Annotated in this window: 20 protein-coding genes; 12 read left to right on the top strand and 8 right to left on the bottom strand. The window is 43.0% G+C overall.

Annotated features, from left to right (window positions below):
* Positions 1 to 12: 12 nt before the first annotated feature.
* On the bottom strand, positions 13 to 813 hold the full coding sequence (locus tag ACFQ0C_RS01385; protein ID WP_379363227.1) for a DUF6597 domain-containing transcriptional factor: 801 nt from the start codon (positions 811 to 813) through the stop codon (positions 13 to 15).
* Between the two features lie 177 nt (positions 814 to 990).
* Here ACFQ0C_RS01385 and ACFQ0C_RS01380 point away from each other — a divergent pair, with 177 nt between their 5' ends.
* Together ACFQ0C_RS01380 and ACFQ0C_RS01375 are read left to right on the top strand one after the other, a co-directional pair.
* A complete protein-coding gene (locus ACFQ0C_RS01380) occupies positions 991 to 1,449 on the top strand; it encodes an SRPBCC family protein (protein ID WP_379363225.1) in 459 nt (152 codons plus the stop codon).
* 150 nt (positions 1,450 to 1,599) lie between these two features.
* Positions 1,600 to 2,037, top strand: coding sequence for a chromate resistance protein ChrB domain-containing protein (locus ACFQ0C_RS01375; protein ID WP_258216594.1), 438 nt, complete (start codon positions 1,600 to 1,602; stop codon positions 2,035 to 2,037).
* Positions 2,038 to 2,041: 4 nt separating this feature from the next.
* On the opposite strand, the gene ACFQ0C_RS01370 is transcribed toward ACFQ0C_RS01375, so the two are convergent.
* The 4 genes from ACFQ0C_RS01370 to ACFQ0C_RS01355 form a co-directional block, all read right to left on the bottom strand.
* Positions 2,042 to 2,536 (bottom strand): Chromate resistance protein ChrB, encoded by a 495-nt coding sequence (locus ACFQ0C_RS01370; RefSeq protein ID WP_379363223.1) that lies wholly within the window; start codon positions 2,534 to 2,536, stop codon positions 2,042 to 2,044.
* A 98-nt stretch (positions 2,537 to 2,634) separates the two neighbouring features.
* Positions 2,635 to 2,838 (bottom strand): hypothetical protein, encoded by a 204-nt coding sequence (locus ACFQ0C_RS01365; RefSeq protein ID WP_379363221.1) that lies wholly within the window; start codon positions 2,836 to 2,838, stop codon positions 2,635 to 2,637.
* Complete coding sequence (locus tag ACFQ0C_RS01360; protein WP_379363219.1) at positions 2,798 to 3,574, bottom strand: COG4280 domain-containing protein; 777 nt, start codon at positions 3,572 to 3,574, stop codon at positions 2,798 to 2,800. The genes ACFQ0C_RS01365 and ACFQ0C_RS01360 overlap by 41 nt, the downstream gene beginning before the upstream one ends.
* A 125-nt stretch (positions 3,575 to 3,699) precedes the next feature.
* Complete coding sequence (locus ACFQ0C_RS01355) at positions 3,700 to 4,587, bottom strand: LysR family transcriptional regulator (RefSeq protein ID WP_379363217.1); 888 nt, start codon at positions 4,585 to 4,587, stop codon at positions 3,700 to 3,702.
* A gap of 198 nt (positions 4,588 to 4,785) precedes the next feature.
* On the opposite strand from ACFQ0C_RS01355, the gene ACFQ0C_RS01350 reads away from it, so the two are divergent.
* From ACFQ0C_RS01350 to ACFQ0C_RS01315, 8 genes are all read left to right on the top strand, one after another.
* Complete coding sequence (locus ACFQ0C_RS01350) at positions 4,786 to 5,835, top strand: YeiH family protein (RefSeq protein ID WP_379363215.1); 1,050 nt, start codon at positions 4,786 to 4,788, stop codon at positions 5,833 to 5,835.
* Positions 5,836 to 5,904: 69 nt separating this feature from the next.
* Positions 5,905 to 7,032 carry an amidohydrolase family protein gene (locus ACFQ0C_RS01345; protein ID WP_379363213.1) on the top strand — a complete coding sequence of 376 codons (1,128 nt, stop codon included), beginning with the start codon at positions 5,905 to 5,907 and terminating at the stop codon, positions 7,030 to 7,032.
* Between the two features lie 80 nt (positions 7,033 to 7,112).
* On the top strand, positions 7,113 to 8,372 hold the full coding sequence (locus ACFQ0C_RS01340; protein ID WP_379363211.1) for an MFS transporter: 1,260 nt from the start codon (positions 7,113 to 7,115) through the stop codon (positions 8,370 to 8,372).
* A gap of 60 nt (positions 8,373 to 8,432) precedes the next feature.
* Positions 8,433 to 10,862: a S9 family peptidase gene (locus ACFQ0C_RS01335; protein ID WP_379363209.1), complete on the top strand. Its 2,430-nt coding sequence runs from the start codon at positions 8,433 to 8,435 to the stop codon at positions 10,860 to 10,862.
* 996 nt (positions 10,863 to 11,858) lie between these two features.
* Positions 11,859 to 12,260 (top strand): Fur family transcriptional regulator, encoded by a 402-nt coding sequence (locus tag ACFQ0C_RS01330; RefSeq protein ID WP_379363207.1) that lies wholly within the window; start codon positions 11,859 to 11,861, stop codon positions 12,258 to 12,260.
* On the top strand, positions 12,233 to 13,012 hold the full coding sequence (locus tag ACFQ0C_RS01325) for a winged helix-turn-helix domain-containing protein (RefSeq protein ID WP_379363205.1): 780 nt from the start codon (positions 12,233 to 12,235) through the stop codon (positions 13,010 to 13,012). The genes ACFQ0C_RS01330 and ACFQ0C_RS01325 overlap by 28 nt, the downstream gene beginning before the upstream one ends.
* A 135-nt stretch (positions 13,013 to 13,147) precedes the next feature.
* Positions 13,148 to 13,387 carry a glutaredoxin family protein gene (locus tag ACFQ0C_RS01320; protein WP_379363202.1) on the top strand — a complete coding sequence of 80 codons (240 nt, stop codon included), beginning with the start codon at positions 13,148 to 13,150 and terminating at the stop codon, positions 13,385 to 13,387.
* Positions 13,388 to 13,408: 21 nt separating this feature from the next.
* On the top strand, positions 13,409 to 13,972 hold the full coding sequence (locus tag ACFQ0C_RS01315) for a peroxiredoxin (RefSeq protein WP_379363199.1): 564 nt from the start codon (positions 13,409 to 13,411) through the stop codon (positions 13,970 to 13,972).
* Between the two features lie 143 nt (positions 13,973 to 14,115).
* Here the strand turns inward: ACFQ0C_RS01315 and ACFQ0C_RS01310 are convergent, their stop codons facing one another.
* From ACFQ0C_RS01310 to ACFQ0C_RS01300, 3 genes are all read right to left on the bottom strand, one after another.
* Positions 14,116 to 14,955, bottom strand: coding sequence for a carbohydrate ABC transporter permease (locus tag ACFQ0C_RS01310; protein WP_379363197.1), 840 nt, complete (start codon positions 14,953 to 14,955; stop codon positions 14,116 to 14,118).
* Positions 14,952 to 15,869 (bottom strand): carbohydrate ABC transporter permease, encoded by a 918-nt coding sequence (locus ACFQ0C_RS01305; RefSeq protein ID WP_379363195.1) that lies wholly within the window; start codon positions 15,867 to 15,869, stop codon positions 14,952 to 14,954. Before ACFQ0C_RS01305 ends, ACFQ0C_RS01310 begins: the two co-directional genes overlap by 4 nt.
* An 89-nt stretch (positions 15,870 to 15,958) precedes the next feature.
* A complete protein-coding gene (locus tag ACFQ0C_RS01300; RefSeq protein WP_379363193.1) occupies positions 15,959 to 17,299 on the bottom strand; it encodes an ABC transporter substrate-binding protein in 1,341 nt (446 codons plus the stop codon).
* A gap of 453 nt (positions 17,300 to 17,752) precedes the next feature.
* On the opposite strand from ACFQ0C_RS01300, the gene ACFQ0C_RS01295 reads away from it, so the two are divergent.
* Positions 17,753 to 18,550: a response regulator transcription factor gene (locus ACFQ0C_RS01295; RefSeq protein WP_258216609.1), complete on the top strand. Its 798-nt coding sequence runs from the start codon at positions 17,753 to 17,755 to the stop codon at positions 18,548 to 18,550.
* Positions 18,547 to 20,292, top strand: coding sequence for a sensor histidine kinase (locus ACFQ0C_RS01290; RefSeq protein ID WP_379363191.1), 1,746 nt, complete (start codon positions 18,547 to 18,549; stop codon positions 20,290 to 20,292). The genes ACFQ0C_RS01295 and ACFQ0C_RS01290 overlap by 4 nt, the downstream gene beginning before the upstream one ends.
* Positions 20,293 to 20,300 lie beyond the last annotated feature (8 nt).

Below are 20,300 nucleotides of genomic sequence, written 5' to 3'. Positions count from 1 at the left end.
ACAAGTAATTTATTAGTATTTACGGGTGTATTCCTCAGGAGTTTTACCAATAATACTTTTAAAATCTTTGATGAAATGCGATTGATCGTAATAACCGAGATCTGTCGACAGCTTTACCAAATTATAATTTTGGTCGAGATCTATTGTTTCAGCAGCATTTTGCAGTCGATACAGCTTGATGACCCACTTTGGGCTTACTCCGACGTATTGTTCAAACAATCGCTGCAGCTTCCTTATATTAATGTTGAACAGCTGACTAACTTGGTCGACTTTAGTAATCTCCCGGTCTTCGACAACCTGATCTATGATTCTATTTATTAAAGTGATGTTTTCATCCTTCGCTGGAAGCTTTTGCCGAATTATATGTTCCATATGCTCAACCATCCTGAAGTCATCTTGTTGGCTAAGAATTGTATGCTCTATAGTTCGAGCCTCCACATCAAATACGCCTTCGACTCCCATAGGATTGCCGTTTAACTGAGAGACTGACTGTTTAATGAATGGATAGAAGCCTCCCGGCTTAAATTTCACACCTAGAACGCGTCCCTTTTCCTGAATGATAACGCTGTATTTGTTTTTCGCAACGCCATATATAGCTGTCATGTCAGGTTCAATGATTAGATTTACACACGGATTAGGAACAATTTCTTGGTTATAGGGATCATGGCCGGTTAAATCCCAGCTTACAACCCAGAAGTGCTTGACGAAAAAACCAACATCCTCTGTGGGAGTGTAACGTGAGAGAGTGAATTTCTTTTCGCCTTCTACCAAATTCAATACACCCATACTAGGCTTCAGAGCATTTGAGTTCATATTTGGTTACTCCTTCTTTTCCTGTGAGCTATACTAATCGTTACTAGCAGCTTGTCGCGTTTTTACAATACTTGAATGGAATGAATAACTATAATTCATATTAGCAACATATAGAAAATCTCGCAAACAATCAATGTTGCTAGTTTCGCTAGAAACAAACTCCAAGGAGGAAATAATATGGAAAATGCAGAACTGAAATATGAATTTTACATTGATGCGACAATAGAAAAGGTATGGGATGCTTTAGTGTCGCCGGAAGGAACACGCAAAACCTTTTTCGGGTGTGTGATCCGATCTACTTTTGAAGAGGGAGCTCCTTACGAATATGTAGGTCCGGGTAATGATGGTGATGAGACGGTTCATGTATATGGCAGCATTCTGAAGTATGAGATCCATAAGGAAATGAGTTGTACGGAGCATCCGGGGCCATCTTATAGGGAGAATCATGCGCAGCTTGAGACTAGAGTAACCTTTACTTTGGAGACGGTTGGAAATTGTACCAAGTTGAAGCTCGTTAATGACCAATGGCCAGCTAACTATCCATCTTACAGCAATGCCTCGCAGAGCTGGCCAATGATACTAAGCAATGTTAAGACCTATGCTGAAACTGGGAAGACGCTGGATTTCGGCTGGTAATGTTTAAAATGAATAAGATCGTTGAGGGGCTTGCTTCGGCAAGCTCCTATTCGTATTGCTGCTATTAAAAACTAATGTGTTAATTCAGTTAACAGGCTATAATCTAAGACAGACGTATAAAGAATTCAATTGGGCAGGGAGTGACTCGGAGTGAAATGGGTAACGAGAGAGAATGCGAATGTTGAACGTGTGGCATGTCCATGGCTAATATTGAAATTTATTGATCCGGAAGCGATTTTTGAATTCGTTCCCAATGATACGGATCCTGCAGCCATTACGGACGGAATTCCTTTTGATATGAAGGGGGTGGAACTGGGGCATCACTCTGGGAGCTGCAGCTTTGAAACTATGCTAATCAAGTATGAGCTAACCAACAATCTGGCATTGGTGATGATGGGATCAATTATCCATGGAGCTGATATTCCCATAGACATTGATATTACCCCGGAGTCAGCAGGCTTGCGTGCCATTGCCTTTGGTTTTCATTACTTAGGGATCGATGACCACGAAAAAATTAATTTGCAAATACCTATGTACGATGCACTATATGCATGGTGTGAACGAAAGACAGGGACTGGCAAACAATAAGGGATTAAAATCGGAGCAATTGTTTTCTACATTGATCAAGCAGCAGCCTGACTTTTCGTCCCGCCTCAGCTTCAAAATAATCTCGAGCTTCAATTATTTGAAATTGACGAATCGTTTTTTGAAATTCTTCCCGTACTCGTTGGAGTTGCTCATCATCGAACTCCCAGGCTTCTTCTTCTTCGAAATAGCCTTGCAGTCGTTTGATCCCCGGAATCAACTCGTTATATTCTTCGGTACGGGCCGAGTTAAACTGCTCGATCATTTCCTGGTCTTTTTCGGTGGAGAAGGTATTGGACAAAAAGGTTGATTCTTGACCTCCGAATTCACGAACCTTCTCAGCTAATGCTCCTATAAACAAGTGGACATCATCGGAATCAGGAAGCAGGCAGACCCCGTCTTGAAGATAAATCGATCCGAATTTTTTGAGCTCTCTCCACAAGTAGGCACGATATTTAGTAGGCTGCGGGGGGACTTTGTAAATAAAAATAATCCACTTCATAGAAGATGCTCCATTCTGTTTTAACCCTAATGATACCATATATCCAAAAAAGCAGCATCCAACCTTTGCGGCAGGTGCTGCTCTTTTTTGAATAGCTGTCAACGCATTTTTTTTCGATACTCCATAACTAGACTAAGCGGAAGTGTTAGTAGGGTAAGTATAGCTAGCAGCCATGCGCCAGCCGCGGAGCTGAAATTATTATAAATGAATATGCTTGTAACCGTGATGGATAGAAGGATGCCTATAGCCAGCCACCAATCATCAATTATAAGACCCAAAATGGTTTGAAGTACTGTTTTCACGGTTCCTCACCCTCCGTTTTTGCAGATTCTGCAGAACACCCACACTTAGAATGGATACGAGCAGTAAGGCGGCCATCAAAACTAATATGGACACATCCTCGTGCCACCATTCGACTCCGACACCTTCACCCACCCAAAAAATACCGAAGCTGCTAAGCATTAATCCAACTACAAATTTCATTGTGTTTTCCGGTATCATTGCGAGAGGTTTCCTAAGCAGTATTCCGGCAATTATGACGACAATTATCCCGATGACACTGCCAAGAACTGCTGAACTAAGTTCGTTAGCGGCTAATCCTAAGGTAAGAACAATAAATATAGCCTCGATTCCTTCTAACAAAACAATATTGAATGTAGTTGTAAAGCCGAACCAGTCCATCCGCTTGGTAGCCGTTCCTTCTTTTTTCTGGCGGGTTAATTCTTCCTCGTACGCTTCATTTTCCAGGTGTAATGCTTTAAGGCCGGAATACCGCAATATGGCTTTGCGAAGCCACCTCATCCCGAACATCATCATTAATATCCCGATGACAAGCTGAAAGGCGCTGACATGCACGTAGTTCATTAATGGGACTCCGAATAGCACGACCAGTGCTGTCAGCAGCAGGATGGCAAGAGCCATGCCGGAAAGTGAGCTTCGCCAGCCTTTCGTTACACCTACAGCCAATACGATTGTAAGGGCTTCCACAAACTCGACTGCTGTACCTAGAAAGCTTGCAGTGATTACATAAAGATTCATTCGAGCCGCTCCTTTCCGAATTTAAAAAGTAACAGTCGTTAGAATATAACAACTGTTACTTTTAATTTATACGAGTTATTCGATTTTGTAAAGTAGAGAATCTGAGAGATAAACTTTAAGGATACTTACGCAGAGGAAGAGGGGATCAGCTTTTGTACAAACATTTTCATTGCCATGGTCATTGGCATTTTTTTGCCATGAATCATCAGGAAGTCCCGTGTGAAGCTTGTTTCTTTAATTGGGACATCGATAATCTCGCCGGCTTCGAGCTCTTTGCGCACGACCAATCGTGATAAAATAGCGATCCCAAGCCCGGCAGCAACGGATTCCTTCACACCTTGGCTGCTGTTAAAAATATAGGATCGCCTGACGGAGAGACCGGCATCATGTATGAATGTATCACTGAACGCGCGGGTCCCTGAGCCGCTTTCTCTTAGAACCCACACTTGATTCTGCAGCATCGATGGCTCTGCTATGCGAAGGGAAGATAATGGATGCCCGGGTGGAGCGACTAATATCATTTCGTCCTTCATATAGGGGATGGCCTCGATATCGAACTGGGTTACATGGCCTTCCACAAGACCGAGGTCCAGTTCATTGGTGCGAACGGCTTGGATAATTTCTTCCGTATTGCCAATGTTCACCTGAATGTCGACCTGAGGATATAAACTTGTAAATTCGGCTAACAGCCGCGGCATAACATATTCTCCTATGGTAAAGCTTGCGCCGATTTTGAGTGAGCCGGTTACGGCATTTTGCAGCAGATGGATTTCTTGCTTCGCATTTTCGTACAGAGATAAAATTTGTTTGGCATTTTTATATAATAGGGTTCCTGCTTCCGTCAATTTTACTTGCTTGGGGGAACGATGCATCAGCTTGGCACCCATCTCCTGCTCCAGATTTCGAATATGCAAGCTAACTCCAGGCTGGGAAAGATTAAGCAGCTCCGCGGCCCGGGAGAAATTGCTTTGCTCGGTTACCGTTACAAATACTTTCAGTGTTTCTACAATCATACTTATTCCTCCGCTTTAATCTTCGGTTTTATTCCTTGTTGAGTCCCGGTTATACAGTATTCACATTGTAGCTTTAAACCTTATTCTGAACAATGAATAATCATTAGTATTTCTGATGATACCAATAGCAGATAAGTATTTCACTTCCTTATTTAGCTGTTCTATAGTGGAGCCATACATTAAAGGAGTGAATTCACTATGGGACAGACACAAGCACAAACCTATCCATTTAACCCAATAAAAAAAGGACTTGGCTTCGCTCAAGGCTTAGGTCTCACGCTGCTCCTTGCAGTTACCGCCAAGTATTTGTCCGGTTTTCCTTATTTAAGTATCATGGGTCAACTGGTCATTGCAATTCTGCTCGGTATTGTGTGGCGTGCGTCGATCGGGGTACCGGTACAATTCATGCCTGGTATTTCCTATTCAAATAAAAATCTTCTGCGGTTTGGCATTATTCTTCTCGGAATGCGGCTTAACCTGGCTGATATAGTTCATGCTGGTCCTAAGGTGCTGGCTGTTGGCGTGATTAACATCGTATTTACGGTTTTTGTAGTTTACGGCATTGCCCGTTTCATAAAAGTAGAGCAGAGGCTCAGTATGCTCACTGCATGTGGGACGGCCATCTGCGGAGCAGCGGCGGTCGTAGCTATTGCGCCGCAGATCAAGGCGAATGATGAAGAAACAGCTATAAGTGCAGCAACTGTGGCGATTCTGGGTACAATTTTTACATTGCTTTATACGCTGCTTTATCCGTTTCTCGGACTTTCGGCTTCTGGATATGGCGTCTTCTCAGGAGCTACTCTGCATGAGATTGCTCATGTAATTGCAGCAGCTGCCCCTGGCGGGAAGGACGCTGTAGATATGGCAGTGATTGTGAAGCTAACCCGTGTAGCCTGTCTTGTTCCAGTAGCCATTCTCATTGGTATGTGGGCCAAACGTTTGGAGAATAAACAATCTGGTGCTGCAAGCCAAACAAGCTGGAGAGCGATTCCGATTCCATGGTTTATTATCGGGTTTCTCGTAATGAGTGGCATCAATACATTAGGAATCATCTCAACAGAGGTAACGAATCACGTCATAACGGCAGCTTATTTACTAATTGCTATGGCAATGGCAGGCTTAGGACTGAATGTGGACCTACTTTCTTTCCGCAGATTGGGGTTGAGACCATTTGTCGCAGGGCTTATAGGATCTGTGCTTTTATCAGGCTTAGGCTATCTGCTTGTTGTTTTATTCGGTCTTGTATAAATATTGTTTACAGTATGGCTCTACCTGGATTATTATGTAATAATATGTAAAAAACAGAGGGTGGTGGCTTTGTTAGTTAAGAAGGCTGTGCTGGGTCTAACCGCTGTTGTTGTGCTGGCTGGAGGAATAGTAGTAGGAAGAGAGCTGTTTATTGTCAATTCCGGGAAAGAGCAGCCGGATTCGGGCGATACTTCCTTCCAAGAGGCAAATCCTGTGCCTGCGAAGCCCCAGTCTACGAAACCGAGCAAGAGCCTGGCAGATCTGGTAAAAGAATATGGCGAGCTGCCTCTGGCTGACGCCCATAATCATGACGCTGGCGGTTACGCCTATATGCGAATGGTGGAAACGTGGAAACGAACGAGCATCGACCGAATTGTTCTGTTCGGTAATGTTTCCGATCCAAGTGCTATAGACACCGATGCAACAGCCTGGAAAGCCTACGAAGAGTATCCTGAACTTGTAATCCCCTTCTTCTCCGGTATTAACCTGAAGGATGCTTCGAGTCTCGAGTTCGTCAAGAAAAATTTGGAAAAGGGCTATTTCGGTATTGGTGAAATTGCAGCCGCTTCTGTTAATTCTCCTGCTCTTAGGAATGTTCCTTGGAAAACGGACCATCCGATGGATGGCTTCTTACCGCAAATATACGAGTTGGCCGCGCAGTACAAGGCTCCTTTGCTTTTACACATTGATCCTCCATCTGGCGGGCCCATATATCAGCTGGAGGAAGCATTAGAAGCTTACCCTCATACGAATTTTATATTCGCACATGCCAATGCCTATAATTCACCTGATAATATACGGCGGCTGCTGCAGAAGCATCCTAATCTATATGCGGATTTTTTTGCGGGTTTTACAGCTTTCAATCCTGAGAGCTCTAACAAGCTGGAGCACTTTATACCTGTGATGAAAGAGTTCCCGGACAGGTTTATGCTTAGTACGGACTCTGGCTATGGCTTGAAGAGCGAGGAGTTAGCGATTGAGGGGATGTACCGTTTGATAGACGAATTGGGAGATAAGGCATTGGCAAGAAAGATAGCCTATGACAATTTGGATGCATTAATCAAATTTCAACCCGCAACAGCTACACAGCTTGAGGCTATACGGAATATGAAACAGGCTGACGGTCAAACCTATGCTGCATCTGGCTTAACGAAGGTTGAGGCAGCAAGGCTTCTTGTTAAAAACGCGTCCCAATAAACTTTTTCCCCTTGACGCTTCTTTATTTTGTGCATACAGTGGACAAGTACACAATTTACCAGTAAAGAAGGAAAGTTCGAATGGAAACTTGGAAGCGCAATCTTTACATCTTATGGTTCGGATGCTTTTTTTGCTCGGCTGGTATTGGAATGATTATTCCTTTCTTGCCGCTGTATGTTCAGGAGCTTGGCATTCATGACGTTAAGCAGGCAGCACTATGGTCAGCCATGATCTTCGGGGTCAATCATCTAATGATTGCACTTGTGTCTCCGTTCTGGGGGAAATTTTCGGACAGGTATGGGCAGAAATTGACGATGGTCCGTTCAGGCTTCGGCCTTGCGATCATCATTGCTGCTATGGGATTGGTTCATACGCCGATCCAATTGCTGCTCCTCAGAGCTTTGTTTGGGACGATGGGAGGATTCAGCACATGTGCTGTCGCATTGATTGCTATTGAAGCCCCTAAACAAGAGGTCGGCAAAGCGTTGGGTATGCTGCAAACAGGACAAGTAGCTGGGCAACTGCTTGGACCTTTGATTGGCGGAATACTTGCGGAGTGGCTCGGAATGCGTAATTCATTTTTTTTCACAGGCTTATTTATTTTGATTGCAACGGTATTGGCGATTGTCGGTGTTAAAGAAGCAAAAGTGTATCCGAAGTTCAAATTCCGATGGTTCCAGAAATCGGCTGAGCCAGTCCGGATTGAAAAGCGTGATGCTCCCAAGAAAAAGCAGCTGGGCGAAGTGATTAAGCAATCTCCTATAATATTGACTTTATTCGTGTCCACTTATTTAATAGCTGCGAGCTTTCAGAGCATCAGTCCGATGATTACTTTGTATGTCAAAAGCATGCATATTGAGAACCACATTGAAATTATGGCAGGTTTGATATTTGCATCAAGCGCATTGGGGACAATCATCGCAGCGCCATTTCTGGGAAAATTGGGGGACAGATTCGGTCATCTTCCTATTCTGCTCTGTTCCGTGATTCTGATTGCCATCTTGTACATTCCTCAAGCAAGTGTTACAAGTCCGTGGAGCTTGATGGGTATCCGCTTTATTTCCGGCTTATGTGTAGGAGGTTTGGTGCCGTCGATTTCATCCTTGCTGCGAAGCTTGACTCCTATGGGACTTCAGGGCAGCGTTTTTGCGTATAATGCAAGCGCTAACTCTCTGGGGAACGTGTCAGGTGCGATGTTCGGAGGTTTGGTTGCGAGCAGCTTTGGTATTTCCATTGTGTTCTATATTATTGCAGGTGTATTTTTTCTTCATTTTGCAATGCTTGCCTTCCAATATAAAAAAATTAACAAAGCGAGTAAAAGAGGGGAGCTCGAAGCGTAACCCTACTTTGGATGCTTGCTCTTGAAATGGCTATGGATACTATGATTAGGGGTGTTATAAGTGAAGCAGAAGTTATCATTATTTATATCCATGCTATTTTTAGTTACGATTTTGACGGTACCCATTAGCGCCCATGCAGAAACAGCTGCCAAGAGCTTTGCGGATGTGACGGAAAAACATTATGCAAGTAAAGAAATATCCAAGCTAGCTCAAATGGGGATCATCGAAGGCGGCTCTGACGGACTTTTTCATCCGGACAGTGAAATTACGCGCGGGGTGACAGCCTTGTGGTTAAGCAAAGCATTGAAGCTAAAGGAGCCAGTGTCATTAAAGGGATTCACCGATATCCCCGAGAACAGTGTCTATTCGTATGCGGTGAATTCGCTCAAGGAAAAAGGGATTGTTGAAGGTGATGAAGGACGCTTTAACCCGGAAGCCCCTCTGACACGTGAACAAATGGCCAGCTTGCTTGTGAGAGCCTTTAAGCTGAAGGAAAACGGAGTCAATGTGTGGTTTAAGGATGAATCATCAATTGGGGAGAGCCATTACAAGGATGTTGTTCGCTTAAAGCAGCATTTAATTACCGATCAGCTGGAATATTTACCGAAGAGCCGAGTAACCCGTGCTCAGCTTGTGTTGTTCTTAAACCGTGCTATCTCACAGGGAGAGACGGGCAAGGATGAAATACCGTTAAGCGACTTCCTGCGTAAATCCAAAACAAGAGGAATTCAATCATCACCGGATGGTAAGATGACCGCTTATGTAGAGGAATTCGAAGGTCACCTGCAAATCTATGTGGATCAAGAAGGCGTAGAGCAGGATTATCGCATTACGAATATGAAGGATCGGGATATTGAGAACTTTTTTTGGTTCAATAATGAGAGAATCGTCTATACCACGAGCGCACATGGTTTGGAGGATAATCACGTGCATTCTGTAAATCCTAACGGTAAAGAGGATAAGGATTTAACGCCTTATGACAATATACGTGCGGATATTATGGAATCCTTGTCTTATCTGCCTGGTCATGAGAATGATATGCTAATCAGTATTAATAATCGGGACCGTACGGTTTTTGATGTTCAGCGTTTGAATGTGAAGACGGGTAAGATGGAACTGGTAGCAGAAAATCCCGGAAACATTACCGAATGGCTAACGGATATATATGGCGAGGCCAGGTTAGCGGTTGCAAAGGATGGCATTAATACGAAAATATTGTATCGCAGCTCCGCTCAAGGTAAATTTGAGTCGATATTGGATGTTAAATTCGGGGACAGCTTCAAACCTATTATGTTCTCTTTCGATGAAACTCAGATTTTTGCACTAAGCGATATTGGAAGAAATACTTTAGCGTTGGTTAAATATAATTTGAACACCAAATCAATAGGTGAAACGGTTTATGAAAATCCGGAAGCTGACGTGACTGATATCGTAATCTCCTACAAAAAACAGGCTATTCTGGCAGTGAAATATGAAACCGACAAAGTGCACTACCATTACCTGGATAAGGAATTCGAACAATTGAATCAAGCTATTGCCAAAAAGCTTCCCGGAGAGCAATTTATTATAACAGGTAATCCGCTTCCGGAATCCAAGGTGAATTTGTTCGTTTACAGTGACAGGTCTCCAGGTGTTTATTATCAATATAACCGTAAGGACGACACGATAAAAAAAGTTAAGGATACGATGCCTTGGATTCAAGTGGATCAACTGGCTGAAATGAAGTCGGTTTCTTATACGGCACGTGACGGTATGACTATAAGGGGATACTTGACCTTGCCCAAAAATGCCGGGGACAAAAACCTTCCTTTTGTTATTCTTCCGCATGGTGGACCGTGGGCTCGCGATTCATGGGGATATGACAAAGAGGTGCAAATTTTGGCTAACCGGGGTTATGGAGTTCTGCAGATGAATTTCCGCGGTTCAACCGGGTTTGGAAAAGCTCTGTTCAACGCAGGCAATAAGCAATGGGGTCAAGCCATGCAGAATGACATTACGGACGGTGTTAATTGGCTCATTAAGCAAGGGACTGCAGATCCTAAGCACATAGCTATTTATGGATCATCCTATGGTGGATATGCCGCTCTTGCCGGGATGACGTTTACACCGGATTTGTATGCCGCGGGGATTGATTTTATGGGCCCCTCCAGCTTGCTTACTTTTCTTGAAACCATGCCTCCTTATTGGGACAAAAAGAAGTTATATATGCAAGTCGGGGATCCAGGGGTGGACAAACAAATGATGGAGGAATATTCCCCACTTTTGCATGTGGACCGTATCAAGTCTCCGGTTATGTTCGCACAAGGTGTCAACGATCCGAGGGTAAAGAAGAAAGAATCCGATCAGATGGTTATGGCGATTCGCCAACGTGGAATCGATGCCCCTTATATGATTAAAGAGGATGAAGGTCACGGCTTCCGCGGCTATGAAAATCAGTTGGACTTTTATACGATTATGCTCAAATTTCTCGACACACATTTGAAGAAGTAAGTATACAGCATTCATTTGCTCTCATAATGATGAGCTGACACCTGGCATCATTGGACTGCCACTCCTAAGGAGACTGTCCCAAAAGGGTGTCAGTGAATGAATCAGACGCCTCCAAAACCACTTGTAAGTGGGGATGGAAGCGTCTTTTTTTTGTAGGGAAATCCCATCAGAGCGGGGGGCGAGCATATAAAAATCCAAATCCGATCAGAGTGGGGGGCGAACATCCAAAAATCCAAAATGACTATTGAGACTGCCACTCCTAAGGAGGCTGTCTCAAAAGGGTGTCAGCGAATGAATCAGACGCCTCCAAAACCACTTGTAAGTGGGGATGGACGCGTCTTTTTTGTAGGGAAATTCCGATCAGAGTGGGGGACGAGCATATAAAAATCCAAATCCGATCAGAGTGGGGGCGAACATCCAAAAATCCAAAATGACTATTAGGATAGCCTCTTTTTGGATATTGCTTAAGTGATGGGGCGAGAACCGATGTTCAAAGGTTGCTTTCAATCTAGAGGAAACCAGGATCTTCGAACGGCTGCCGAAAGGAAGGAAATAGATGGAAATCCTCACGTTAATTCAGCTTGAATATCGCTTGAAATCAATTTAACTGGAAAAACTAACTCTAATATGGGTGATATGGCTGATATCCACCAAAATACGTAGAATTAGCATGAGAAATTCCAGTTAAAGTACTAGAAACGCTATATTCGGAGAAATTAACGTGACATTTTCCCGGTAAATGGATGGAGAGCTCCAGACTGCCATGAAATGCCGTAACCGAACCGCGAACCGCGAACCGCGAACCCCGAACAGAGAACCTAACAAGTAGCACGTGTTGAAAAGCGACCTCATCTCAGTATTTCGCTGAGAACATCTAAGAATAGGCTGGCTCAAAATGACTTTTGGAGCAGTACCTTCTTTGTTTACCTGCTATTGACTTAGACTGAATATAAGTTTAAACTTAATCTAAATACATTGAAGTTCGGAGGGCTTTTTATGAGCAGAAAAGGGCAGCTTACCATACAGCGCAAAGCGATATACGATATTTTGGCTGAGAGCAAAGATCATCCAACGGCCGCTGAGGTTATTGACCGGCTGAAGCAGAAGGAACAGCACTTAGCCTACGCTACCGTGTACAACTCCTTACGTTATTTGACGGAAGAAGGCATGATCCGTGAGCTGAAGCTGGACGGGGATGCCAGCCGATACGATGCCTGTACCGAGGATCACCAGCATATTGTTTGCAAAGTATGCGGCAGAGTAGACGAGGTGTTTACTGAGGTTCCGCAGGAATGGCTGAACACAGTGGCCGCTGAAACGGGCTATACGATTGAGCAGCAGCATGTTTTGGTGAAAGGAGTGTGCCCGGTATGCAAAGAGAAAGAGAAAGGGAACTGAGCTCACCGCTGAATGATTCTATATTATTTCGACCAACTCTACCAGACCCGGCAATTGGGGATTATTGCGAGACTACACATCGTATTGTAATCATTAGTCCATTTCCTTATTCATTGCATGAGCTTGTGCGGGAATTGACGATCAAATGCTACGATGTGCTTGTTTTTCGCTATTGGGACGAAGAAGCGTTGGCTGTCCTTCCTATCGATCTGATGATTGTGGATTTATCCAAAGAAACCAAACATGGAGCTTCAGCAGCTCCGCAGCTTATGAGAAGCCATGGAGTTCCAACGCTGCGGCTTGTAAATAAAGAGAATTTCTCGTCAGATGAAGCGGATAAATCCTCTTTTTCAGAGGCGGTCATGAGCTGGGAGAGCAGTACGATCGAGCAGGTGCTTGAGCGGGTTCATTCCATGCTTGCTCAGGGCAACAGGCAGCCTGGACAGAGGTCCGATCAAGCTCAAGTAAAAGATCTGACTGTTGATTACAAAAGAGTCGCAGTTTATGTAGGCTCTGAACGAATTGATGTTACGAAAACTGAATTTGATTTGTTAAAGGCGCTGCTGGAGGCCGGAGGTTCGGTGCTTAGTCGGCAGGAGCTGATGGATCGTGTATGGGGAGAGCAATATTTTGGCGGCAGCAATACGGTTGATGTTCATGTAAAAAGCTTGAGGCAAAAGCTGAAGGACGACCCCAAAACTCCGAAATATATCGCTACCATTCGAGGCGTTGGTTACCGAATTTCTGATTAAAAAGGGTTTCATGCAATCTTCATGATAACTTCATCAAACCTTCATGATGAATAGCGTCTCAAGATGTTACTATCTCTTTAGAAGATAATTAGATTTAGTTTAAGTTTAAAAAAACACTCTAGGAGGATATAAGCCATGTCAACAACAACCCAAGTCATTGTATATTCCAGCAACACCTGCACATATTGCAAGCAGCTTAAGCAGTACTTAAATGAACAGAGCATTGCCTTTGAAGAAAGAAATATTGACACCAACGACGCATTTATTGATGAGCTTCAAGCAATGGGGGTTAGCTCGCTGCCCGTAACAGTAATCGGTGACACCCGAATTCTTGGCATGAACACCACTCGCATCCAAAAAGCATTGGCTCAATAAGAGCGGAAGGAGACTACACTAATGACTCAACAAGCGCAAACAACAGAAATCGTAAAAATCGGACTGCAGGCTCCATCCTTCAACCTTCCATCCACTCTGAACATGGAAACATTAGAGGAAAATGTTACTTTGGAAAGCTACCGCGGCAAATGGCTGATGCTGTTTTTCTGGCCCTATGATTTTACTTATGTATGCCCTACAGAAATCATCGCTTTCAGTGATCATGCCGACAGCTTCAGAGATCTGGATTGCGAAATAGTAGGTGTTTCGGTAGACAGTGTCTATACACACCGCGCATGGACTCAAACGCCACGTGATCAGCAGGGAATTGGTACTATCAATTATCCATTGGCATCCGATTTCAAAAAGGAAACGGCAAGAGCCTACGGTGTACTGGATGAAGCCTCAGGCGCTGCACATCGCGGTTTGTTTATTATCGATCCTGAAGGCGTAGTTCGCTATCAGGTCGTAACGGATATGAACGTAGGCCGCAGCGTGGAAGAGACGCTACGCATTCTACAAGCTCTTCAAGCGGGCGGACTATGTCCGGTTAACTGGAAGCCCGGTGAGAAGACACTGGGATAAGCAATCCCTCTTTTGCTGGACAAGCATTGAGAGCAAGGCGGAAGCAGAAGTAAACCTATTAAATACGAAAACCCAAGATTCTCGCTTCGTGTAGAAGCAGATTCTTGGGTTTTTGGCATTTAATCATCGTGAACGAGTGTTGATTACCCTTTAATACCTGTGGTGGCGATGCCCTCCACGAAGTATTTTTGGCAGAAGAAGAAAACTAATATACAAGGGATGATAGCGATAACCGACATAGCAAGCACCTGATTCCAGGCCACACTGGTCGAGTTATCGAGCGCCATTCGAAGACCCAACGCAACGGTAAATTTCTTGACACTGGTAATGTAGATCAATGAATTAAAGAAGTCATTCCATGTCCATATAAACTGGAAAATCCCTGCAGATATTAGTGCCGGCTTGGACAGCGGGAGCAGAATGCGGACCAGAATCATAAACGAATTGCAGCCGTCCATCTTCGCAGATTCGTCAAGCTCTCTTGGGAGTCCACGGAAAAATTGAACAAGCATAAATATGAAGAATGCGTGAGTGGCGAGTGCAGCCGGGACGATAAATGGCAAGTAGCTGTTCAGCCAATCAAAGTTTTTGAACATTATATATTTAGGAATTATAACTACTGCATTTGGAAGCATTAAGGTGGAGATCATGAGTGAGAACAATACATTCTTGAATGGAAATGTAAATCTGGCAAAGCCGTAAGCTACTATAGTACTTGATACAACGGTAAAAAACACGGTTGGAATGACCAGCTTGAAGGTGTTCAGGAAGTACAGACCGAATGAATATTGCCCGGAGCCTTTCCAACCCTTGATGTAGCCGTCCCAATTGAAATGACTTGGCAGCAGACTGAGTGATCCGAATATTTCCTCATTCGTTTTGAATGAAGCGGTAAACAGCCATAGCAAGGGATAAATCATAATGAGCCCGAATACACACATAAACACGAATGAAACGGTATTTCTAACTTTTTCTGAACTCAATGCTTATCACCTCCGTCTTCATAATGGGCCCAGTAAGAGGAAGATTTGAAAACGAGTGCTGTAAAAACCAGGATAATTGCAAACAGCACCCAGGAAAGTGAGGACGCATAGCCCATTTTCAAAAACTTGAATCCTTCATCATACAATTTCATCCCGAATAAATAAGTGGATTTGAGCGGTCCCCCATCAGGCAGTATAACAAAGGCACCGGTGAATTCTTGAAAGGCATTAACGATCTGCATAACTAAATTGAACAAAAGAATCGGCGTTAATAAAGGAAGCGTAACGGAAAAGAACATCCGTACTTTGGAGGCTCCTTCGACTCGCCCGACCTCATACAGCTCACCAGGTATTTGTTTTAAGCCGGCTAGGAAAAGAACCATGGAGGAACCGAACTGCCATACGTTCAACATAGAGATGGTGTACAGCGCAATACTGGGATTCCCAAGCCAGTCGATCGCTGGAATATGAATGGTAGCCGTAAGGTTATTAATAATTCCATCCTTCATAAACAGGAATCTCCACAGCACGGCAACGGCGACGCTGCCTCCTAATATGGAGGGTAAGTAATAGACGGTCCGGAAAATATTGACGCTTTTGAGCTTCGCAGTCAGAACTACAGCTACGAATAATGCAAAGGCGAGCTTGGCGGGGACGGCGATAATAGCATAAATTAATGTGACTTTTAAGGATTGATAGAACATATCATCTTTGGTAAACATATCGATATAGTTTTTAAAGCCAATAAATTTTGGCGGATTGATCAGATCGAATGAAGTAAATGAATAATAGAAGGAAGTAAGAAAAGGATACAATTCCAACAACAGAAATCCGAAAAGCCATGGACTGATATAGAGCAAACCGATATATTGATACTTCTTTTTCACTTTCACAGCGGATCGAAGTGTTTCCATTTTATCACCCTTACTTATGCATTGTTGAAGTAGAAGTGCCGCTGAGGCTCAGCGGCACTTGTAACAGTTTCCGGATAACACGGTACAGATTACTTTTTCAATTCTTTTAATTTATCTGTATATCGTTTGATTAGTTCGTCAGCAGCATCGGATGGAGAGGTTTTACCAAAAGCAACCTTTTGAACGATATCCTTGCCGATATCTATGAGCTGTGAGTTTAGGGATATAGCGTTATCTGGAATCGCTTGGCTCTTGGAAGCCAAATCAACGGCTTTTGCCACATTTTTATCCAATTTATTAGCTTCTACAACTGCGTTTTTCGTAGTTTCCAATGCAGGTACAGCTCTTACATCGCCCAGTATTTTGGCTGCTTCGATATCCGTCAATAACCAGTTTACAAACTTAGTTGCAGCATCTTGATTCTCTGATCTTTTATTAACAGAGACAACCATAGAAGGACGGATAACAGCAGCGCCGGTTTTGGAATCCTTATAGGCTGCAGGCAATACCGACTCGATCTCAGTACCTTTTGGCAGCGTGTCCTTGAATTTAATTACTTCACTGCTCCAGCCTTCTATAGCGACAAGCTCTTGATTAATCCATTTTGGGTTTTGATCGGTTTTGCCGGCAAATAATTGGCTTTCACCCAGTGGCTGGAAAACGCCAGCCTTGAACGCTTTCTGAATCCAGTCAAAAGCTTCAGTGGCCTGCTCTTTTGTAAAAGTAAGGGTATTATCATCCTTGACCATAGGTGCATTGGTTTTTTGTCTCAGCATGGATGCGAGCATAATCTGAATGACGCCCAAGTCTGAGTTCATCAGGAACATTTTACTGTCCTTTGCATGAAGCTTCGTTCCTTCCTCCAGCAGGTTGTCCCAAGTCCAAGCCTGATTATAGGGAATGCCCAGCTTTTCTGCCAAAGTTTTGTTGAATACTATGGTGCGTCCGTTGGTTCCCATTGGCAAGCCGACGATTTTGTTATTATAGGTGGAGAAGTTTTTTAAGTAAGTAGCATCAAATTTGCTCAAATCCAAGTTCTTCTGAGTGCCTAAATCAAGTAAAAGCTCGTTTCCGTTAGTTAATTCTGCAAGCCATGGTTGATCCAATTGGAGGATATCGGGTGCTGTACCACCAGCAAGCTGCGTTTTTATTTTCTGTTCGTAGCCATCGAATCCGCTATATTCAGCTTCGATAGTTACGTTAGGATTTTTTTGCTTGTATAGATTGATGACATCAAGAGTAGCTTTGTGACGTGAATCGCTTCCCCACCATGCGAATCTCAGGGTAACTGGTTTGGCAGGATCGGAATTTTTAGCGCTGTCGCCTTGAGCTGGCGTTGAGCCGCTGCTGCATCCGACCATGCTTGCTGACAGTAAAGATATGACAATGGCCGAGCTCCATAGCTTCTTCTGCTTATTCATATGATTCATATTCGTATCCCCTTTTTGTTCGAATTTACAAGTTGTAAGCATTTGCAGGTTTATTATATCAATGAAACTTGGACCATAAAATCCATCTGATTTGATAAAAGGTTTGATTATTTGTCTGAAATAAACCGCTTGTTCAAAGTGTGAAGGGGGTCTAATTTGTCATTTGATTTCATTATTTGTCATTAGGTTGTATGCGATTTCGCGATACTCTATAATAGCAGAAAGCTGACAGCTTCCTGCTATTGCAACAAAATCGACCATAATAACACGAATGTATCTACACGAATAGACTTCGAATAAAATGATTTTGTTATAATATCAGAAAGAAAAGTCTGAAACGAAGTTTCAGCTTTCTGCTATTGCAACAAAATCCACCATAAAAACACGAATGTATCTACATCGAATAGGCTTCGAATAAAATGATTTTGTTATACCGCAAGAGGGAGGGTAACGATGTACAAACTGATAGTAGTTGACGATGAGACTAAAATAAGAAACGGTATATGCAATTACTTTCCATGGAATGAGATAGGATTCGAGATAGTTGCAGAGGCCAAGAATGGGCGGCAAGCTCTAGATTATATTTTAAAGCATGATGTGGATGTAGTTCTTAGCGATATTAAAATGCCGGTCATGACCGGAGTCGAGCTTGCCCAAGAGCTGCACAGCAGAAAAAGTAAAACGAAGATTGTGTTTTTAACCGGCTATAAGGAATTTGATTATGCGCAAAAGGCTTTGGTCTACGGTGTGAAAAGCTATATTATCAAGCCCACCAAATATGAGGAGCTGCTGGAAATTTTCTCAAGGATCAAGGATGAGTTGGATGACGAGCAGTCGAGAGAAGCGCTGCTACAAGGCCAGGCTGTGACGGCTGCGCCTTTGGTAGAAGAAGTGGCGGAGGAAAACACGGAGGAACTGGGTTATCACGAGAAGAAGATTGCCGCGATCAAATCCTACGTTCTGGAGCATTATAAGGATGTGACCCTGGAGGAAGTGGCAGGGTTGTTTCATATGAACTTGTATTATTTGAGTAAGTATTTCAAAAAGTGGTCGGGCCAAAACTTTTCGGACTATGTCATATCCGTAAAGATGGAGAAAGCAGCCGAGATGCTAAAAGATATTACCTATAAAACATACGAAATTGGAAGCTTCATCGGTTATGATAACGCCAAAAATTTTTCCAGGGCATTTAAGCTCTACTACGGCAAAAGCCCCAGGGAATTTCGTGATTCACCACCGGTAAGCGAATGAAAACGAAGTTTTTTATTAAGCATCTTTCCATGTTTTTTCTTCCGCTGCTTATTCCGCTTATTATACTTGGAACGCTCTCTATCCTCATCACCCAGAATTATATTAAGGAGGATATCAATAAAAGCTCGGTTAATTTACTCAAGCAGACGAAGGAAAATATTGAGCTGATTCTAAGTGAAACGGATCCGATGAGCCTTGTGTATGGCAACGATTTTAAGATTATAGAAGCCCTAAGCTCCATTATGAAAAACAATGCATTATCCCATGAGGAGCTGATCTCTTACGGAATTCTGAAAAGCTTCCTGAGTGCCCCCGCCAACGCCAGACCGTATATCGATTCCTTTTACATTTATTTGCCTAACGATACGGGACGGTTCATTTCTTCCAAGGAAGGGCTTTCTGAGCTCAATAACTATTATGATAAAGAATGGTTCGATCGATTTATTAAGCAAGATGAGAATGTAAAGCTTTGGATTGAACCCAGGACGGTTAAACCATTTGCTTTTGAGCAGACCCCGACTAAAATCGTTACGATTTACCAAAGAATTAACTCTATTGATGGAGTGATTGTGCTTAATATTTTACCGGCTTATATTGAAAATATTTTGAAGTCGTTATCTACGTTTCCCGAACAAAGCATTCTTGTAGTGAATGAAAATAATCAAATAATTTTCAGCGACAAGCAGCCGGACTACTTGAAGGATTTAAAGCTGGAGAGTATCAACAAGTCCGAGCAAGCCTTTTATACGGTCAATGCTGCAAACGAGGCTTATATTGTTACACAGCTTAGTTCAGCCAGATATGGTTGGAAATATATTTCCATTGTACCGCAACGGGCATTGTATCAGGTGCCCTTCACTATTATCCAAATAACGGTGCTGCTGCTGCTTATCTCTTTTGTGCTTGGATTTGTGCTTGCCTTTTATTTCACTAAAATCAGGTACAAACAAATATCGAATATTATTCATATCATCGATTCAGCCGAAAACGGAAGTCCGCTTCCAGCGCTTCCCGACCGGGTTAAGGATGAGTATGGGTATATTATTCAGAACATCCTGAAAACTTTTATTGAACAGAGCTTTTTGAAAATACAGCTTTCCGAAAGGCGTTATAAATTACAAGTCGCCCAACTAACGGCTTTGCAAGCTCAAATAAATCCCCACTTCTTATTCAACACTCTGGAGACGCTTAATTGGGAAACCATCGCACTGACTGGCAGGCCGAACCAGGTGACGAAAATTATTGATAATTTATCGGAGATTCTGAGATATTCGCTGACCAATCCAGAGGAATTGGTTTCATTAAACACAGAAATTAAAAACCTTAAAAGCTATATCGAGATCCAGAAATACAGGTATGAGGATAAGTTTGATATTATATGGGACTATGATCCGAAGATCATCGGTTACCGGGTGATGAAGCTGTTATTTCAACCTTTTATAGAGAACAGCATCTACCATGGAATTAAGGAGAAGGAAGAGAACTGCTATATTAAAATAAGAATTAAGGCCGTAGGAACTGAGCTTCATATAGGCATTATTGATAATGGGCTAGGCATGAATAAGGATACTCTACAGATGCTACGGAACGACTTTGACAACGAAAAGGAATATTCAGAGCATATTGGCATGAGGAATACGAATAAGCGGTTAAAGCTGGCATACGGTGAGGATTACGGTGTCGTTATTCGAAGCAAGGAAGGGTATGGGACCGCGGTATATATGAAGATTCCAATGAGTTAGACCTTTAG

It is taken from the genome of Paenibacillus sp. GCM10027630, from assembly GCF_042676305.1.
Taxonomy (GTDB): Bacteria; Bacillota; Bacilli; order Paenibacillales; family NBRC-103111; genus Paenibacillus_S.
Note: the sequence above shows the minus strand (reverse complement) of the source record. Positions and strands in the feature narration are given on the sequence as shown.